Source organism: Phenylobacterium sp. (genome assembly GCF_030681155.1).
GTDB lineage: Bacteria > Pseudomonadota > Alphaproteobacteria > Caulobacterales > Caulobacteraceae > Phenylobacterium.
Genome location: NZ_JAUXXE010000017.1, coordinates 14,766 through 31,323, shown reverse-complemented (window position 1 = coordinate 31,323; position 16,558 = coordinate 14,766). Strand labels below are relative to the sequence as shown.

18 protein-coding genes and 1 pseudogene are annotated in these 16,558 nt (G+C 67.0%); 1 reads left to right on the top strand and 18 read right to left on the bottom strand.

Features of this window, described 5'->3' with window-relative positions:
• Positions 1–60: 60 nt before the first annotated feature.
• The 18 genes and pseudogenes from Q8M13_RS03125 to Q8M13_RS03045 all read right to left on the bottom strand — a co-directional run bounded on the left by Q8M13_RS03125 (position 61) and on the right by Q8M13_RS03045 (position 15,059).
• A complete protein-coding gene (locus tag Q8M13_RS03125; RefSeq protein ID WP_305298158.1) occupies positions 61–306 on the bottom strand; it encodes a hypothetical protein in 246 nt (81 codons plus the stop codon).
• A 68-nt stretch (positions 307–374) separates the two neighbouring features.
• Complete coding sequence (locus Q8M13_RS03120) at positions 375–1,919, bottom strand: ATP-binding protein (RefSeq protein WP_305298157.1); 1,545 nt, start codon at positions 1,917–1,919, stop codon at positions 375–377.
• A gap of 102 nt (positions 1,920–2,021) precedes the next feature.
• The gene (locus Q8M13_RS03115; RefSeq protein ID WP_305298156.1) at positions 2,022–2,513 is read right to left on the bottom strand and encodes a pyridoxamine 5'-phosphate oxidase family protein; all 492 of its coding nucleotides are present in this window, start codon (positions 2,511–2,513) and stop codon (positions 2,022–2,024) included.
• Between the two features lie 73 nt (positions 2,514–2,586).
• Positions 2,587–3,810: a CAP domain-containing protein gene (locus Q8M13_RS03110; protein WP_305298155.1), complete on the bottom strand. Its 1,224-nt coding sequence runs from the start codon at positions 3,808–3,810 to the stop codon at positions 2,587–2,589.
• 242 nt (positions 3,811–4,052) lie between these two features.
• Positions 4,053–5,375, bottom strand: a complete 1,323-nt coding sequence (gene purB / locus Q8M13_RS03105; protein WP_305298154.1) for an adenylosuccinate lyase — start codon at positions 5,373–5,375, stop codon at positions 4,053–4,055.
• Between the two features lie 63 nt (positions 5,376–5,438).
• Entirely contained in the window at positions 5,439–6,119 is a 681-nt protein-coding gene (locus tag Q8M13_RS03100) for a MarC family protein (protein WP_305298153.1), read from the bottom strand.
• Between the two features lie 173 nt (positions 6,120–6,292).
• Positions 6,293–6,403 (bottom strand): annotated as a pseudogene (locus Q8M13_RS20940) (PEPxxWA-CTERM sorting domain-containing protein); the annotation flags it as partial.
• A gap of 645 nt (positions 6,404–7,048) precedes the next feature.
• A complete protein-coding gene (locus tag Q8M13_RS20935) occupies positions 7,049–7,285 on the bottom strand; it encodes a PEP-CTERM sorting domain-containing protein (RefSeq protein WP_370869931.1) in 237 nt (78 codons plus the stop codon).
• On the bottom strand, positions 7,282–7,452 hold the full coding sequence (locus tag Q8M13_RS03090) for a sulfatase-like hydrolase/transferase (RefSeq protein WP_305298151.1): 171 nt from the start codon (positions 7,450–7,452) through the stop codon (positions 7,282–7,284). The genes Q8M13_RS20935 and Q8M13_RS03090 overlap by 4 nt, the downstream gene beginning before the upstream one ends.
• Positions 7,453–7,576: 124 nt before the next feature.
• A complete protein-coding gene (locus Q8M13_RS03085; protein WP_305298150.1) occupies positions 7,577–7,927 on the bottom strand; it encodes a DUF2200 domain-containing protein in 351 nt (116 codons plus the stop codon).
• Positions 7,928–7,941: 14 nt separating this feature from the next.
• The gene (locus Q8M13_RS03080) at positions 7,942–9,429 is read right to left on the bottom strand and encodes an MFS transporter (RefSeq protein WP_305298149.1); all 1,488 of its coding nucleotides are present in this window, start codon (positions 9,427–9,429) and stop codon (positions 7,942–7,944) included.
• Positions 9,430–9,529: 100 nt separating this feature from the next.
• Entirely contained in the window at positions 9,530–10,183 is a 654-nt protein-coding gene (locus Q8M13_RS03075; protein ID WP_305298148.1) for a glutathione S-transferase family protein, read from the bottom strand.
• A complete protein-coding gene (locus Q8M13_RS03070; RefSeq protein WP_305298147.1) occupies positions 10,180–10,701 on the bottom strand; it encodes an SRPBCC domain-containing protein in 522 nt (173 codons plus the stop codon). The genes Q8M13_RS03075 and Q8M13_RS03070 overlap by 4 nt, the downstream gene beginning before the upstream one ends.
• Positions 10,685–11,038 carry a helix-turn-helix transcriptional regulator gene (locus tag Q8M13_RS03065; protein WP_305298146.1) on the bottom strand — a complete coding sequence of 118 codons (354 nt, stop codon included), beginning with the start codon at positions 11,036–11,038 and terminating at the stop codon, positions 10,685–10,687. The genes Q8M13_RS03070 and Q8M13_RS03065 overlap by 17 nt, the downstream gene beginning before the upstream one ends.
• A gap of 20 nt (positions 11,039–11,058) precedes the next feature.
• Entirely contained in the window at positions 11,059–11,280 is a 222-nt protein-coding gene (locus tag Q8M13_RS03060; RefSeq protein ID WP_305298145.1) for a hypothetical protein, read from the bottom strand.
• Entirely contained in the window at positions 11,277–12,026 is a 750-nt protein-coding gene (locus tag Q8M13_RS03055; protein WP_305298144.1) for a DUF899 domain-containing protein, read from the bottom strand. Before Q8M13_RS03055 ends, Q8M13_RS03060 begins: the two co-directional genes overlap by 4 nt.
• A 119-nt stretch (positions 12,027–12,145) precedes the next feature.
• On the bottom strand, positions 12,146–13,525 hold the full coding sequence (locus tag Q8M13_RS03050) for a carbohydrate porin (RefSeq protein ID WP_305298143.1): 1,380 nt from the start codon (positions 13,523–13,525) through the stop codon (positions 12,146–12,148).
• 4 nt (positions 13,526–13,529) lie between these two features.
• On the bottom strand, positions 13,530–15,059 hold the full coding sequence (locus Q8M13_RS03045) for a CoA transferase (RefSeq protein WP_305298142.1): 1,530 nt from the start codon (positions 15,057–15,059) through the stop codon (positions 13,530–13,532).
• Positions 15,060–15,247: 188 nt separating this feature from the next.
• On the opposite strand from Q8M13_RS03045, the gene Q8M13_RS03040 reads away from it, so the two are divergent.
• Complete coding sequence (locus tag Q8M13_RS03040; protein WP_305298141.1) at positions 15,248–16,516, top strand: lipopolysaccharide biosynthesis protein; 1,269 nt, start codon at positions 15,248–15,250, stop codon at positions 16,514–16,516.
• Positions 16,517–16,558 lie beyond the last annotated feature (42 nt).

Sequence of the window (16,558 nt, the reverse complement as noted above, 5' to 3'; positions counted from 1 at the left end):
GCGGTGTTGCGCCTGGCGGCGTCGGCCTTTCGCCGGCGGGGAGAGGAGTAGGGGGCGCGGCTACTCAGCGAAGGGATGCGGCAAGGGGCCTGAGCGGAAGATGATGGTGGGGTTCTCGTCGTAGTCGCCCATTTCGGTGTCGGCGGTGACGGTGAAGGCGACGACGGCGGCGCGGTGCGGGGCCAGGCGCTCGGCCTTGCGGCGGGCTTCTTCCGGATTGGCGCAGCCGACCTGCTGCTCGGCCTTGAGGCTCTTGCCGCGACCTTGCTTGTAAGCCTGGATGATGTGGACGGTTTCTTTGGCCATGCCTATGGCAGGCGCCTGATTGGCGGCCCCTGTCAACGACAATGTTCTTTATCTGTTCTGGGCGGGGCCTAGAGGGGCAGGGCGATGTCCAGCGCCTGAATCAGGGCGGCGGCGGTGATCGGCTTGGCCAGGTGGTGGTCGGCGCCAGCGTCGGCGGCGTCCTGGCGGTGCTGGGTCATCGCGTTGGCGCTGAGCATGACGATGGGGATGTGGGCGCCGGTCTCACGCTCACGCTCGCGGATGGCGCGGGTGGCGGCCAGGCCGTCCATGACCGGCATCTGCATGTCCATCAGCACCAGGTCGAAGCGGGAGGCGGCGTGGGCGGCCAGGGCCTGGGCGCCGTCGTCGACGATGGTCAGGGCGACTTCGTAGGGGGCCAGGATCAGCTCGACCACGCGCTGGTTGATCGGGTGATCCTCGGCCAGCAGCACGCGCAGGGTCGAGAGCGAGCGGGGCGGGTGCGCCTCGGGCGCGGCGGGGGCATGGGCTTCACGGGCCGGGGCGCGGGCGAGCGGCAGGCTGACGCGGAAGGCGCTGCCCTGACCCAGGGTGGAGGCGGCCTCGATCTCGCCGCCCATCATCTCGACCAGGGCGCGGGTGATCGAGAGCCCAAGGCCGGCGCCGCCGAAGCGGCTCGAACCGGCCTGGCGGAACCGCTGGAACAGGGCGGCGGCGAAGTCGGGCGGGAAGCCGACGCCGGTGTCGCGGACTTCCAGCAGCAGGGTGGCCGGGCCGGCGGGCGGCTCGTCCAGGGTGATGGAGATCGAGACCTGGCCCTGGGCGGTAAATTTCACGGCGTTGGAGAGCAGATTGCCGACGACCTGCTTCAGCCGCACCGCGTCGCCGACGAACTGGCCCTGGGCGGCGTCGCCATAGGCGATGGGGAAGTCCAGGCCCTTGGCCAGGGCCTGGCCGCGGAACACCTCCAGCAGGTCGCCGAGCTCGGCGCGCAGGTCGAAGGGGCGGGCCTCGATCTCCAGGCGGCCGGCCTCGATCTTCGAGAAGTCCAGCACGTCGGAGACCAGCCGCTCCAGGGTCGAGCCGGAGCTGAGGATCATGCCCAGCATGTCGCGCTGTTCGGCGGTCAGGTCGGTCCGCGCCAGGGCGCTGGCGATGCCGATCACGCCGTTGAGCGGGGTGCGGATCTCGTGGCTCATATTGGCCAGGAAATCGCTCTTGCCGCGGTTGGCGGCCTCGGCGGCGGCGTGGGCGGCGGCCATCTGGGCTTGCAGTTCCAGCCGCTCGGTGACGTCGCGGGCGACGCCATAGACGTGATCGCCGCTGCGCCGGGCGCGCCATTCGAGCTGGCGATAGGAGCCGTCACGGTGGCGGTAGCGGTTGATGAAGCCGACGACCTCGTCCTCGATCTCCAGCCGCTGCATGTGCTCAAGACTGGCCGGCATGTCGTCGGGGTGGATGAAGGGGGCCATCTTCTGGCCTTCCAGTTCCTCGACCCGGTAGCCGAGAGCCAACTCCCAGGCCTGGTTCACGCGGACGAAGCGGAACTCCCGGTCGCGGATGCAGAGCAGGTCGCGCGAGACTGTGAAGAATTTGGCGAGGTCCGGCCCCGCCCCGTCGAGCGCCGCCGTGAACATGTCGTCGGCGGCGGTCATCGGCGTCGGAAGCTCCTCTTACTCAGGGGAAGCTAGACCCTCACCGGTAGCAGATGGTTAACGCCGCAGCGCCCTCTCCCCTAGGGGAGAGGGCTATAGCGCCTAGTTCAGGCGGACCTCGGCGGTCTTGTCGGCGTAGTCCTTCTTCGGATCGGAGCCGAGCAGCATCTTCACCCCGGCCAGCAGGTTGTTCTCGTTCAACCAGATCTGGGCGCGGTCGAGGTCGAAGCGCAGCAACAGAAGCTTGGGGTCGGTCTTGCCGCCCTCGAACCAGGCCGCGACCCACTTGTTCCAGAGCTTGTCGATCATGGCCGGGTCGTTGTCGGCCGAGAGGTCGCCGTGGATGGTGGCGAACAGGTCGTGGCCCTTGGACGAGAAGTGGGCGATGGCTTCGTGGCGGCCGCCCAGAGCCTGGGCCAGGTCGGTGTCCTTGGCGGTGAAGAACCAGATGGTGCGGTGGTCGTCGCCATCGAACTGGGCGGTCATCGGCTGGCTGTGGCCTTCATCGACGCCGGACAGCCCCAGCATCAGGGTCATGTCGGACTTCAGGGACTTGAACAGCTTGGTTTGGAGTTCGGCTGGGGTTGTGGTCATGGGATCCTCCGTTCAGGGGGGAAGGAACGGAGGATCGCCACGGTTGTTCCAGGCGTGACCATGGAACGCCGGCTCAGATCACCACGAAGTCGGAGTTGGTCAGCGCCAGATTGGCGGAGAGCTTGACGATCTGTTGGGCCGCCGCCGCGCCGGTTCCGTCGGGGTCGTAGGACACCACGCCGGTCGCGGGATCGTAGATGATCCGGTCGGTGGCGTCGTGGGCGGCGCCGCCTTTCCAGAAGGCGGACGAGGCCAGGAACCCGGTCTTGGTCAGGGCCGTGAAGACCGAGTTCTCAAGCTGGATCGTGTCGTAGGCGCTGGAGAAGTCGGTGATGCGATCCACGCCCGTTGCGGTCGGGTGGTTGAAGACGAAGCTGTCATAGCCGCTGCCGCCCGTCAGGGTGTCGGCGCCTTGGCCTCCGGTCAGGGTGTCGTTTCCGCCGCCGCCCTCGATCACGTCGGCGCCGGCCTGGCCCTGGATCTTGTCCGAGCCGTCCAGGCCGCGGATGGTGTCGGCCCCCATCGTGCCGAGCAGGGTGTTCCCGCGGCTGTCGCCGACGATGGGCTCCGGTGTCGGGGTGGGCGTCGGCGTAGTGGTCGCTGCGCTGCTGAAGTCGAGCTTCACGTTCTGGCCGCCGATGGTCACGTCGTGGGTGGCCGATGATCCGGAGAAGCTGACCTTGTAGCTGCCGGCCGGCAGGGTCAGGTCGTAGCCGCCCGAGACATAGGTGGTGACGGTGTAGGTCGCTCCGCCGGCGCCGACCGCAGTCACCTTCACGCCCGCCAAGCCCTCGCTCGGATCATAGGCGCGGTCGGCGTCCTTGTCGGTGTAGGCCACGCCGGTGAGGGCGACGGCGGACCCGGATTTGGCGAAGCTCTGGGTGGCGAAGGCGCCTTGCCATCCTTGGTATTCGCCGGTCTCGAAGCCAACGCCGACCTCGCGGAAATTGGCGTTCAGGATATTGGCCTTGTGGCCGGGCGAGTTCATCAGGTTGGTGTGGAGGAGCTGCACCTCGTCCTGCAGGCCGGCCGGGTTGCGCAGGCTGGCCCAGGCGATGTTCTCGCCGGTCGCCCAGGAGCCGCTGAGCGTGTAGCCGGCGCTCTGGACACGGGCTGTGGGCGTCGAACCACCGGCGCCGGTGTGGGAAAAGACGTCCGCCCCGATCATCCACTCGCTGTGGAGTTCGGCGGCTTCATTGAGGTCGAAGTCGAAGGCCAGGGGCTGGGCGCCGACCTTGGCCCGCTCGGCGTTCATCAGCTCGAGCATGTACTGCTCTTCGGCGCTTGGTTCGTACATTCGTTCCCCCATCATCATACTGAACTAATTGATGATTTTGGGGTATTTCGCGCCGAGGGCGAAATTGCGTCACCTTGGCCTTGTCGGGACTGCGGCAGGTTGGCGCGGCCTTGTTCCTCTCCCCGCTGGGGAGAGGTTAGGTGAGGGGTCTTTGGGGGGCTGGTTGTCTCGGCGTGGCCGTGTTGCGCCTTGCGGCGCGCCCCTCACCCGGCCTCTCCCCGGCGGGGAGAGGAGAAGGCTTGTTACTCCGCGGCTTTCGCCATCGCCTCTTGGCCGAAGACCCGGGCGAAGACGGTGTCTACGGCTTTGAAGTGGTAGCCGAGGTCGAAGAGTTCGGAGAGCTCGGCCTCGGTGAGGGTGACTTCCGGGTCGGCCAGCAGGAACTCCATGAACGTGCCCTCGCCGCGCCAGACCTTCATGGCGTTACGCTGGACCGCGCTATAGGCGACTTCGCGGGCGACGCCGGCTTGCGTCAGGGCAAGCAGCACGCGCTGGGAGTGAACCAGGCCGCCGAGGCGGTCGAGGTTCTTCAGCATGTTTTCCGGATAGATCAGCAGGCGGTCGACGACGCCGGCCAGGCGGCGCAGCGCGAAGTCGAGGTGGATGGTGGTGTCGGGGGCGATGCCGCGCTCGACGCTGGAGTGGCTGATGTCGCGCTCGTGCCAGAGGGTGACGTTTTCCATAGCCGGGACGACGGCCGAACGGATCAGGCGGGCGAGGCCCGTCAGGTTCTCGGTCAGGATCGGGTTACGCTTGTGCGGCATGGCCGACGAGCCCTTCTGGCCGACATCGAAGAACTCTTCAGCTTCAAGAACCTCGGTGCGCTGCAGGTGGCGGATTTCGGTGGCCAGGCGCTCGATGGACGAGGCCACGACGCCGAGGGCCGCGAAGTAGGCGGCGTGGCGGTCGCGCGGGATGACCTGGGTCGAGACCGGCTCGACGGCCAGGCCCATCTTCTCGGCGACGTAGGCTTCGACCTCTGGGGCGACGTTGGCGAAGGTGCCGACCGCGCCGGAGATCGCGCAGGTGGCGATCTCGAACTTGGCCATGGCCAGGCGTTCCTTGGCGCGCACGAACTCGGCGTAGTGGCCGGCGAGCTTCAGGCCAAATGTGGTGGGCTCGGCGTGGATGCCGTGGCTGCGGCCGACGGTCGGGGTCAGCTTGTGCTCGAAGGCGCGCTTCTTCAGGGCGGCCAGAACCATGTCGACGTCGTCGATCAGCAGGTCGGTGGCGCGTGAGAGCTGGACCGCGAGCGCGGTGTCGTTGACGTCCGACGACGTCATGCCCTGGTGCAGGAAGCGGGCCTCGGGGCCGACGATCTCGGTCACGTGCGTCAGGAAGGCGATGACGTCGTGCTTCACTTCGCGCTCGATGGCGTCGATGCGCTCGACGTCGAACACCGCGTCGCCGCCCTTTGCCCAGATGGTCGCGGCGGCCTCTTTCGGGATCACGCCAAGCTCGGCCATCTTGTCGGCGGCGTGGGCCTCGATCTCGAACATGATCTTGAAGCGGGTCTGGGGATCCCAGATCTGGGAAGCTTCGGGGCGTGCGTAACGGGGGATCATGGCGAGGGCTCCTTCGGGGCGCTGCTTAGCCCCGTAGGCCGCTGATCGCAATGTTCGGGGGCGTCAGGCGATGGCTTTCAGGTAGGAGCTGATCAGGCTTTCAAGCCCGCTGGTGATGATCTGCACGCCCACGCAGAGCAGCAGGAAGGCCACGAGCCGTGACATCACGCGAGCCCCGGAAGCTCCGAGCAGGGCCAGCACCTTGCCCGACCAGCGGTAGGAGATCCCGACCAGGAGGGCGACCAGTATCGCGGCGATGCTGACGCCGACAAAGAACTCCACCACGCCGTTGCCGTCGGAAGGGCGTTGCGAGGCCAGGGCTATCGCGACCGAGATCGCGCCGGGGCCGGTGGTGAAGGGCATGGTCAGCGGGAAGAAGGCCACATCCTCCTGGCCGTGTTCGGCGGGGGCCGCGGCGTTAGTCTTGCGGTTCTCGTTGACCTCGGGCTGCATCAGCAGCTGCCAGGCTCGGATCGCCACCACGAGGCCGCCGGCGACCCGCAGGGCGCCCAGGCTGACCCCGAAGAAATTCAGGATGTAGCTGCCCAGCAGCAGTGATCCCAGCAGGATCAGCAGGGCGTTGAGGGCGATGCGCCAGGCGAGCTGGTGGCGGTCCGCGCGCCCCTCGGTGACCTGATGGAAGGTGATCGCCGCCCCGACCGGATTGACGATCGAGAACAGCGCGGGAAACGCCAGGAGAAAGGCGCCGATCACGGTGGTGAGGGGCAGTGGACTGAGGCTCATGGTCCCCGAACCTAGGCCGAGGCCGAGATTCGGAGCTAGGGGCGTCGCACGCCTTCGTTGCGAAGGCGATTCAACGCCTCGCCTACAGCGTCATTTCCGAGGCGATGGGGCCTGGAAACGAAAACAGCCCGCTCGGAGGAGCGGGCTGTATGTCGAAATAGCCGATTGGTCGTCTAGGCCCCGAGCGCCGCGCTGCGACGGCGCGAGGTGCGGACCATCGAACCCACGGCGCCGAAGCCGATGATCATCATCGCCCAGGTCGCAGGTTCGGGAACGGCGGAGACAGCCTGCCCGCCCAGCGTGAGATTGTCGGCCGTCGGCCACAAGACGGAGTTGCCGCCTGGCTGGACAGCGGCCAGGGTTACGCCCGTCAGCCCGCTGGTGGACACAAAGCCCAAGAAGCTGGAAGTCGTGGCGTTCAGGATCGACTGGGAAATACTACCATCAGCGTCGGTGGCGGTGAGGATCACGCCCCCTGAAGCGAACGCGCCGCCAAGGTCCGACCCAAAGAAGTTCCCACCCAGGCCGTACACGCCGCCCGTGAAGTTGCTGAAGGCGATCGTGTCGGTCGCGGTGTTGGTCGACAGCCATGGGTTGGCAGATGTGCCGGCGCCGAAGAAGGACGTCGTACTGACGGCGGCGCGATAGCCATAGGCCCCCGCGGAGCGCGTGATCGGCGAGTCGGTGACGCCGACAATCGATAGACCCTGGAACGTATCGGTTGCGGGAGCGGAGATGGCCGCCAGGAAACTGGCTTGATCGGTGAAGACCGTAATGGCCGCGCTAGCGTTGCTGCTCAGGCCGAGCGCGAGTGCAACTCCCGCCAGAAACTTCATTTTCAACATAATTCCCCCAATGGCGGAGGCTGCTTATAGCCCCTGCCGCTGTCCCGAATCGGAACAGTTCCACTCACCTAGTTCTGCTTGCAACTAGCGGTCCACCTGGTTCCCGCTTAAGGCGATTGAGCGATGGAGGCGCCTGCTCGTCACCGGACGGCGGAAACGAAACCAGCCCGCTCGGATGAGCGGGCGGTTTGTCGAGGGGTGCGGTGGCCATTTTGGCCGCGAGCGCGGAGTTCCACCAACGCGCGGCCGGGCCATCGAACCGGCCGCGCCGAAGCCGATGATCATCGACCAGGTGGCCGGTTCAGGAACTCCACAGGTCAGACCGCAGTGCAGCTCCGCTGGACGTACCAGTCGGTGAACAGTGCGCCCTCATGGGCGATGCGGTCGATGTTGGGCGTGCGGTAGCCCATGATGCCGAGGTTGTAGACGCTGACGTTAAACCAGCCGATGTCGTCGCCCATGATGAAAAGGATGTTCGGCTTTGCCATGTCGCGCTCGCGACGAGGTTGGGCCGGGCGCTCCCTGGCGCCCGTCGTCGTCCGCCGCTGGCGCGCGGCAATCAGGGCTGACCCTGGGGCGGGGGCCGGCCTCTGCTGAGCCACGCGGACGTCGTCAGCGCCGCAGGATCTTCTCCATGGCCTTGCCCTTGGCGAGCTCGTCGATGAGCTTGTCGAGGTAGCGGATCTCTTGCATCAGCGGCTCGGCGATATTCTCGACGCGGACGCCGCAGACGACGCCCTTGATGTCGGCGCGCGCCGGGTTCTGGTCGGGGGCCTGGTCGAAGAAGGTCTGGAAGTCCGTCTTCCGGGCAAGCTGGTCGTCGAGCTGCGCCTGGCTGAAGCCGGTCAGCCAGGCGATGATCTGGTCGACCTCAGCCTTCGTTCGTCTCTTCCTTTCGGCCTTGGCTACGTAGAGCGGATAGACGCTGGCGAAGCTGGTCTTGTAGATCCGGTGCTCGGTCATGATCCTTCCGGCCTTCAGGCCGCAGCGGTCGCCTCGGCTTCGGTCAGGCGCAGGGCCTCGGCCATGTCCTTGGGCAGAGTGATGGCGGCGAGCAGGTAGTGGACGCCGGCCCAGGCGTAGATCAGCAGGTTCCAGACGATGCCCTCGCGGGTGCCCTGGGCGACGGCGGCCTTGCAGGCTGCGTCAATGGCCGCGCCGGCGCCTTCCTTGCCGACCCCGCCGGGGCACATCTCGAAGAACGGACCCAGGTCATTGGCCGCGAACTGCGCCTGGCTGAGCGTGTCGATGACCCAGCCGCAGAAGGGAGGGCCAAAGCCGAGCGCGATCAGGTTGAGGACGAAGAACAGCAGGGCTGTGGCGGTGGCGCGCATGCGCAAGCTGACCGCGTTCTGGATCACGCCGAAGGTCGGGCCGAGATAGGTGTAGTGGAAAATGCCGGGGATCAGCAGCAGGCCGGCGGCCAGCTTCCAGTCGTCGCGGGTGTAGACGAGGATGTAGAGCGGGCAGGCGATCAGCAGGCCGATGGCCGGAACCAGGGCGTACCAGCGGCCCGACTTCTTGGCCGCCCAGTCGGTCAGGAACCCGCCCATCAGAGTGCCGATGCCGGCGGCGATCCCGCCGACCACACCGAAGATCAGGCCGACCGTGGCCAGGTCTAGGCCGAACATGCGGATGAAGTAGGGGGCCGAATACTGGCCGGTGCCGTAGCCCGCGAACGAGGCCATGGTGATGCCGGCGACCATGTGGAAGAAGCCCCACTTGCCGAAGATCCGCTTGGCCACCGCCATGATCGACGGCGGCTTGGCGTGGACGGGGGGCGCGGTCTCGTCACCTTCCAGGCGGGGGACGTCGGCGACCTGATCGGCGACCAGGCGGTCGGAGTAGCCGCGCGGGGGCTCCTTGACGAACACCTTGAGCAGGATGGCGACGATAATGCCTGGCAGGCCGACCAGCATGAAGGCCATGCGCCAGTCGAGGTTCTGTGCGATCCAGCCGCCGGCCACGGCGCCGAACATGGTGCCCAGCGGAATGCCGAACGAATAGATTGACAGGGCCGAGGCGCGCTTCTGTGGCTCGAAATAGTCGGAGATCAGGCTGTGGGCGGGCGGCGACAGGCCCGCCTCGCCGACCCCGACGCCGACACGGAACAGCATGAGCTGGAAGAAGTTGGTCGCCATCCCGCAGAGCGCGGTGAATAGCGACCAGATCACGATGGCGATGGTGATGATGTTGATGCGGCTGCGGCGCTCGGCCAGCCGCGCGATCGGGATGCCGAGCGTGGTGTAGAGCAGGGCGAAGGCCAAGCCGCCGAGCAGGCCGAGCTGGGTGTCGGTCAGCTTCAGGTCGACCTTGATGGCCTGACCGATGGTCGAGATGATTGTGCGGTCGATGAAGTTGAAGGTGTAGGCCAGCACGAGCAGCCAGAGCACCGACTGTTTGTAACTCTCCGAGAACAGCGGCTTGGGCCCCGCAGGCGGTGCGGCGGCGTCGATCGTGGCCATTGGCGTTTCCCCGGAGTCTCTTTTCGTTGCACCGACTGTGGGGCCAGTCCGAGCGTAGGGGAAGAGGGGATATATGGCGGGCGATCGCGCCGCCGCCGGGTCAGGCCGCCGCTGGCGTGTTTTCCCTGAATGTCGCCAGTTGCGCGGCCAGCGCCCTCTGGAACGCAGGCCTTTTCTCGCCGCGCGCGAGGTAGGGGCCGAGCACAGGATCGGCGGTGACGATGTCGGTGTGGCGCAGGATTCTGAGCACGGTCACCATCAGCAGGTCGGCGGCGGTGAACCGGTCCTCCAGCCACGCGCGGCCGTCCAGGCGTTTGGACAGCGCCGCCAGCGTCTGCCGGGTGAAGGCCTCCTGGTCGGGCCGACGCGCCTTGGCCCAGTCTTGATCGGCGCAGAAGAGGTCGATGGTGGCCAGGTTGGCGACGTGCGGCTCGACGGAGTTCATGGCCGCGAACAACCACTGCGCCACCTTGGCCCGGCCGGCGGGATCGGGCGGCGACAGCGCCTGCGACTTGTCGGCGATGTACTGAACGATGGCGGCGCTTTCGAACAGCGCCAGACCGTCGTCTTCCATGACCGGCACCTGGCCCCACGGCTGGAGGTCGCGGTATTCCGGCGTGTTCTGGTCTTCCGGTCCGAGCAGCTTGGTGGTGTAGGGAAGGCCCGCTTCCTCCAGCGCCCAGCGGACCCGCAGGTCACGGACCAGGCCCTGGGCGAAATCCGGGACCCATTTGAATGCGTAGAGGGTGATCATGAGAGATCTCCTTCGATTTTGCCCTCGATATAGGCCTGTTGGCGATCCAGCAGCCCGCTCCAGCCGGTTATGTGGCTGTCGCGACGCTCGACGTCGGTGAACGGGGACTGGTGGAAGGTCTGGATGGTCTGGCCGTGGGCTTCGGCGAAGGTGATGGTCACCCGCATTTCGACGCCAGCGGCCGGCCCGTTGTCCCAGGTGAAGGTGAAGACGATCCGGCGATCGCGGTCGATCTCCTGGTAGACGCCGCCCTGCCAGTTCTCCTCGTTGGACTTCTCGAACAGGAAGCAGGCCCGCCATGCGCCGCCCTCGCGGAAGTCGTGGCTGAAGTGGCTGCAGCGGCAGCCCCTCGGCGCCCACCAGTGCGCCCGGTGGACCGCGTCCTCCCACATCCGGAACACCAGCGGGATCGGCGCGGCGAAGGCGCGGACGATCAGCAGCTCGTCGTCGCGGAGCGGCATGCCGGGATCTACCGCGGGCCGGGTCGAGATCGCCTCGGCGTCAGTTCTTGGGGCCATCGGGGTTCCCTTTCGTGAGCGACGCCAGATAGGCGTCCATCTTGTCAAAGCTGCCCTCCCAGAAGCGGCGGTACTGGGCGAGCCAGCCGTCCAGGTCCTTCAGCGGACCAGCCTCCAACTGGCAGGGCCGCCACTGGGCCTCGCGGCCGCGGGAGATCAGGCCGGCCGACGCCAGCACCTTCAGGTGGCGCGACACGGCCGGCAGGCTGATGTCGAACGGCTCGGCCAGTTCGTTGACCGTCGCGGCTCCATCGGCCAGCCGAGCCAGGATCGCCCGGCGCGTGGGGTCGGCCAAGGCCGAGAGCGTCGCGCTCAGGTGGTCGGTCGCGGCCTGCATTCATTCAACTCCTGGATCGTTCATCGCGTTCGCCGCCGTAGCCATGGCGAGAGGTGGAACGCGCTCATTAGCAGGTACATCACGGCCATTCCGCCCGGCGGCCAACCCTTCGGGCCGGTCCCGCAAAACGCGCCCGCCGGGCCGCCAAGGAGAGCGGTGGCCAGCGCCATGACCGCGAAGGTCGGCGAGGCCGCCAGGGCCAGATAGCCGGCGGCCGCCTCGGGCGGAGATGTCCGGCTCATGGCTGGGCGGCGGCGCTGGCGGCCCGGAATGCGGCTTCACCGGCCTCCGAGACAGCGACCCACACGGGATCGGCCGGGGCGTCCGTGACGTAGCCGTCGTGCCAGTTCCACCACTGGTAGGGCGGGGTCTGCGGATAGCCGGGGGGCGAGGCCTCCCAAGTCTCCTGGCGGCCGAGCGGCGAGAGGTCGAGATAGCTCCAGGTGGTGCCGATCGCCTCATCCCCACGGTTGTTGATGAAGTAGGTGCGGAAGATCTGGTCGCCGCGCCGGAAGAACACGTTGTGTCCGTGCCATTCGTCCACGCCGAAGTCGGCGTCGAAGCTGTCGGTGATGGTGTGCCAGGGCATGTCCCAGCCCATCTTGGACTTCAGGCGCGCGATGTCGGACTGCGGCGCCCGCGAGACATAGGCCAAGGTCACGTCGCGGGCGTTGAGGTGGGCCAGATGGCTGACCTGGTCGGCGCCAAACGAGCAGCCGCGACAGGCGTGATCGGGCCAGCCGTGGACGCCCGGTTCGAAGAAGGCGCGGTAGACGATGAGCTGGTGACGGCCTTCGAACATGTCCAGGAGGCTGATGGGGCCGGCTGGCCCTTCAAAGCTGTAGGCCTTGTCCACCGCCATCCAGGGCATCCGCCGGCGCTCGGCGGCGAGGGCGTCGCGGGCCCGGGTGTGGGCCTTTTCGTTCACCAGGAGCTGCAGGCGGGCGGCTTCCCAGTCCTGCGGCGAGACGATCGCGGGCGTTTGCATCGGGGCCTGTCCTTCTGTCGGATATCCAGTCGGTTAATTAGCCGATGAGTTATTTAACGTATCAGTTAAATACGAGTGTCGAAGCCACGAGTCAATTCCAGAGAGATTTATCCGGCGGGCTAGAACGTCACGCGGCCCCGGAAGCTGAGGACCGCCATGGCGTCCTTGTTCGGGTTCAGGGTGGGATTGATCACCAGCTGGAGGTTCGGGGTGAAGGCTAGGTTCTGGGTGACGTGGAACCGGTAGAAGAGTTCGCCGGTGTATTGGCTGTCGAAGTTGTCGTTGGAGGGGTGAACCCAGCCAAGGCCAAGACCGAGCAGGTCGGAGGACTCCCGGCCCGGCCGCCAGCCGACGCCGACGCTGAGGGCCTGATCGGCGAGCCAGCCATCGGACCAGCCGCCGCGCACGAACCACATGGTGTTCTCGCCCGCCATGAAGTTGGCGTTGAAGGCGAAGCCATAGGCGCGCGGACTGCCGTCGCTCATCGCGTCGCGGTACCAGCTGGTGATGTGGAAGTTGTTGCGGTCCATCGGCCCGCGCCCGTGGATCGGCACGCCCATGCCCGCGAACCCGCTAAAGCCCGCCTCGAAGAAGTAGAAGTGCTCGTCCTTGTTGAAGAAGTCGTCGACGGTCCAGCCGGTGTCGCTGCTGTTGGCGGTGAACATCCCGCCCTTCAGATAGAGGTTGCCGTCAGTCGGATAGGCCGCCCCGACGAAGCCGAAGCCGCGCAGCGGGACGGCGATGGTCGGGCTGGTCGAGAAGGCCAGGCTGAGGAACTGCCGGTTGTCGTCGAAGAACGGATAGGGGTTGACGAAGTTGGGCGCGAACACCTTGCCGACCGCGTACTGGTAGCGGTTGTTCGCCAGGTTCTGGCGGACATAGGCCTGGGTGACACCGAGGCTGAAGTCGCCCCAGGTGGCGGCGGTTGGCACGCCGGATCCGGCGCCGACCCCGGCCTGCAGCGGGGCCAGATCGGTGCCGAAGGGGCGCCGGTCCTCCACCGCCATGTCGAAGGTGAGCGCATTGGCCTGGCCGCGATTGGCGAGGACATAGGAGAGGTTGAAGGTGAACTTGCTGCCGACCGCGTCGCGCTCGCCGATCCTGCTGACCGAGTAGTTCTGATAGAGCAGGCCCCACGAGCCGCCGATGCTCAGGCCGGTGTTCTGGGTCAGCTGCTGCTTCCAGGCGAACCACGGGCCGAGCAGGGTCTGGCCCCGCAGGAACGACCTGTGCGGCGCGTCGGATTCAGCCAGGTCCCCCTCGACCGAGAGGGTGGTGTCGAGAAGGTTTGGATAGAGCTCGAGCATGTCCAGGCCCTCGGACGGCGCCTCGGACGGGGCGGCCGTATCCTGGGCGGCAGAGGCCAACTGGAAGGACAGTGTGTCGGCCTGGGCCGTCTGTGCGACGGCTTCCTCGGCGGCGGCCAGGGTGGGAACAAGCAGAGCGGCGAGGGCGATCAAAGGCCCGGCGCTACGCGGGCGGAACACGAATCTACGCACGGTGTCAGGCCTCCCAAGTCGGGCGGTCAGAGCCGCGAACGGTGACCAGCGGGGTGCGCCAACGCCCCGGCGTCTTGGAGAGCTTGACCTGGGGCGCGAGCCTGTGGACCTCGCCGTAGGGAGTCTGGCCCTTGATGGTTTCCGGGTCGATCATCCGGTGATCGGGGAGCGTGGCGTCAAAGTCGGTGGTGGGAAACTGGCCCAGGCTGGCGAACCACATAGCTGCGCGGGTCAGGCTGATGCGCACGTGATAGCTGCCGCCTTCGCTCGCTCGCCGCCGCAGCGCCGCCAGGATGCCGGCCGCGCCCAGATAGCCGGCGATATAGTCGTTCAGCACCATCGTCGGCGGGAAGCGCGGACGTCCGCCGCCCTCGGCGAGGGTGAAGCCGGACACCGTCAGGGCCTCCATGTCGAAGCCGGCGCGGTCCTTCCAGGGGCCATCCCAGCTGTAACAGCGAACGGAACAGTAGATGACGCCGGGACGCCGTTTGGCGACTTCCTCGGGGCCAAAGCCCAGGCGCTCCATCGACCGGCCGCGGAAGCCTTCGATGAAGACGTCGGCCTTCGGCAGCAGCTGGGTTTCGAAGTTTCGCTTCTGGGCCGGATTGCGCAGATCGATGAACGAGGACCGCATGCCGACATTGACGTCCATCACGATAATCTCGTGTTCGAAGGACTGGTCGCGGGCGACGTGCAGGACATCGGCGCCATACTCGGCCAGGGTCCGGGCCGCGGTGGTGCCGGCGATGACGTGGGTGAGGGACAGAACCTTGACCCCCGATAGCGGCTGGGTCGGGTTTGGTCCGAAGGGGATGGGGGCGGAGTCGGCGATCTTGACGATGTCGATCACGGGGCGCCGTGCCAGGTGCATGCCTTCCGGGTGACGGGCCCACTCGGCCGCCGTCCGATGGACGCCCATCACCATGCCGCCCTTGGCGACGACCTCGTCGAGTTCGTCGGCGTTCCAGGTCTTGATCGCGGCGGTGATCGATTCCGTGTTGGGGCTGGCCTTGACGATGTTCAGGAAGCCGTTGAGGTGCTGTGGATAAAGTCCGGTTGGGGTGACCCAGCGACCGTCCTTGGTCTGGAAGCTGGCGAACGAAAGTGGGTTGCCGAATAGCAGCGGCGCCTGGGGCAACAGGCCGTTGACGGTCGGGGCGAAGGTGAAGCTCGAGGGCAGCGGATCCTCGGCGTCGAACATGCCCAGGGCATGCTTGTGCTGCAGGATCAGGCCGGTGGCCGGCATGGTGTTGTAGACCGACTCCCGCAGATCGACGCGGGTGTCCTGGCCCTGTCCGGTGCGCTGTTTCCAGATCGCTGCGGCGCCGACCCCGGCGGCCATGGCGGGGATCGCCATGCAGGTCCCGATGCGAAAGCGGCTGCGGACGATGGGGTCGCTGCCGGTGAAGGTGACGGCGCCGCCGCCGTCAGTCGGAGCGCCGCCCAGGTCGCGCATGAATGTCGCGAATGCCTTGTTGATGTCGAAGTCTGGGGTGGCGGCCATGGCTGCGGGCGAGAACTTGGCGGCGGCCATCGCACCGGCGACTGCAAAGCCAGAATATTTGACAGCGTCTCTACGGCTAATACTCAAAGCATGGCTCCCGATTGCGTCAAATTTCCAATGCCCGTAGGTGGGATATTGGCGATGACGCTACCGATCCCAATAAAGGGCGCATATCAGGTGTTTTCCCTAGAAGGCTTCAAGGGGCGCGGTCGCGGCTGATGGACCGCTGGCAGGCGACCTCGCTGGTCGGCGTCGCGATCGCGGGGCAGGCGGTCGCCTATGTTCTGTCGGTGCTTGTGGCGCGGCGCCTCGGCGTCGACGGCTTCGAGGCCTATGTCGTCGCGTCGGCGGTTTTCATTCTCCTGGCCACCTTCGCTCCGCGCGGGGCCGAGAAGTACGCGCTGCGCCGGCTGCCGGCGATGCTGGAGCGCAGGGACTGGGGCCGGGCGCGCGGGCTGCTGACGTTTGGACTGCGCCGCACCATCCTGACCTCGCTGGTGATCGGCGCATCGGTGGGCGTCTGGATCGGTTGGGGCGGCGCGCATTCCGACGAGACGCGGATGGCCATCCTGGTCACTTGCCTGTCGCTGCCGGCCGGAGCCTTGGCGCACTATGGGGTGGAGGTCCTGAGCGCGATGGGCCGGCCGATGCTGGCGTTGGGGACGTTCAAGCTGCTCGTCCCGGCGCTCGCCCTGGCCCTGGCCGGCGCTCTGTTCGCGGGGATGGCGGAGGTGAGCGGCGCCCTGGTGATCGGCTGCTGGGGTCTGGCGTGGGTGGCTGCGCTAGCGGTGATGGCGACGGCGTTCCGACGTTCGGCGCCGCGCGTGATGCTGGCCGCCGATCCGGTCACGGAGCTGGCGGTGTGGCGATCGGAGACGCGCCCGTTCTTCGTCTACCGGGTGTCATTGGCCCTGGTCGGACAGGCCGGGGTGATCGCGCTGGAATTGTTGCACTCCTCGCCGGTGGCGGTGGGCGCATATGCGGCCGCGACGGGCACTGTAGGCATGGCCGCGGTGCTGGCGACATCGACGAACCGGGCCTATGGCCGGGAACTGTCGGTGCTGCTCGACCGACGCGATTTCCGGACGCTGATGGTGCTGCGTCGGCAGCGACTGCTTTGGCTGGGCCCGCTCGTCGCCGTTTTCCTGCTTGCGACGTTCGGGTTTCCTGGCCGGGTGCTGGGGTTGTTTCGGCCCGAGTTCGCACAGGAGGGAGCGGTCGCGCTGCGTATACTGGCCGTGACCACCGCGTTCACGGTGCTGTTCTCGCTGGCCCCGACCTATCTGAAATTCCAGAAGCGCAATCAAACCACCTATGCAGTGGTCGGAGGCGCGGCGGCGTGCCAACTGGTCTTGCTTGTGGCCCTCGCTCCCGCCTACGGCGCCACCGGCGCGGCGGCGGCCTACGGGGTGTCGATGTGCGGCATGTATGGGGTGTTCGCCCTACTGGCCTATCGTGAGGTGGCGGCCCTGAAGAACGCGGCCTGACGCCCGCGCAGGTGCTCGCTCGGCTGTTTAAACCATCATGAA

What these genes read in the sequence shown, in the direction of transcription:
- Q8M13_RS03100 (WP_305298153.1), bottom strand. Translation starts at nt 6,119, where the DNA reads ATGAGCCTCAGTCCACTGCCCCTCACCACCGTGATCGGCGCCTTTCTC.
- Q8M13_RS03055 (WP_305298144.1), bottom strand. Translation starts at nt 12,026, where the DNA reads ATGCAAACGCCCGCGATCGTCTCGCCGCAGGACTGGGAAGCCGCCCGC.
- Q8M13_RS03120 (WP_305298157.1), bottom strand. Translation starts at nt 1,919, where the DNA reads ATGACCGCCGCCGACGACATGTTCACGGCGGCGCTCGACGGGGCGGGG.
- Q8M13_RS03040 (WP_305298141.1), top strand. Translation starts at nt 15,248, where the DNA reads ATGGACCGCTGGCAGGCGACCTCGCTGGTCGGCGTCGCGATCGCGGGG.
- Q8M13_RS03110 (WP_305298155.1), bottom strand. Translation starts at nt 3,810, where the DNA reads ATGTACGAACCAAGCGCCGAAGAGCAGTACATGCTCGAGCTGATGAAC.
- Q8M13_RS03070 (WP_305298147.1), bottom strand. Translation starts at nt 10,701, where the DNA reads ATGGCCCCAAGAACTGACGCCGAGGCGATCTCGACCCGGCCCGCGGTA.
- Q8M13_RS03085 (WP_305298150.1), bottom strand. Translation starts at nt 7,927, where the DNA reads ATGACCGAGCACCGGATCTACAAGACCAGCTTCGCCAGCGTCTATCCG.
- Q8M13_RS03090 (WP_305298151.1), bottom strand. Translation starts at nt 7,452, where the DNA reads ATGGCAAAGCCGAACATCCTTTTCATCATGGGCGACGACATCGGCTGG.
- Q8M13_RS03115 (WP_305298156.1), bottom strand. Translation starts at nt 2,513, where the DNA reads ATGACCACAACCCCAGCCGAACTCCAAACCAAGCTGTTCAAGTCCCTG.
- Q8M13_RS03080 (WP_305298149.1), bottom strand. Translation starts at nt 9,429, where the DNA reads ATGGCCACGATCGACGCCGCCGCACCGCCTGCGGGGCCCAAGCCGCTG.
- Q8M13_RS03065 (WP_305298146.1), bottom strand. Translation starts at nt 11,038, where the DNA reads ATGCAGGCCGCGACCGACCACCTGAGCGCGACGCTCTCGGCCTTGGCC.
- Q8M13_RS03125 (WP_305298158.1), bottom strand. Translation starts at nt 306, where the DNA reads ATGGCCAAAGAAACCGTCCACATCATCCAGGCTTACAAGCAAGGTCGC.
- Q8M13_RS03045 (WP_305298142.1), bottom strand. Translation starts at nt 15,059, where the DNA reads ATGGCCGCCGCCAAGTTCTCGCCCGCAGCCATGGCCGCCACCCCAGAC.
- purB (WP_305298154.1), bottom strand. Translation starts at nt 5,375, where the DNA reads ATGATCCCCCGTTACGCACGCCCCGAAGCTTCCCAGATCTGGGATCCC.
- Q8M13_RS03075 (WP_305298148.1), bottom strand. Translation starts at nt 10,183, where the DNA reads ATGATCACCCTCTACGCATTCAAATGGGTCCCGGATTTCGCCCAGGGC.
- Q8M13_RS03060 (WP_305298145.1), bottom strand. Translation starts at nt 11,280, where the DNA reads ATGAGCCGGACATCTCCGCCCGAGGCGGCCGCCGGCTATCTGGCCCTG.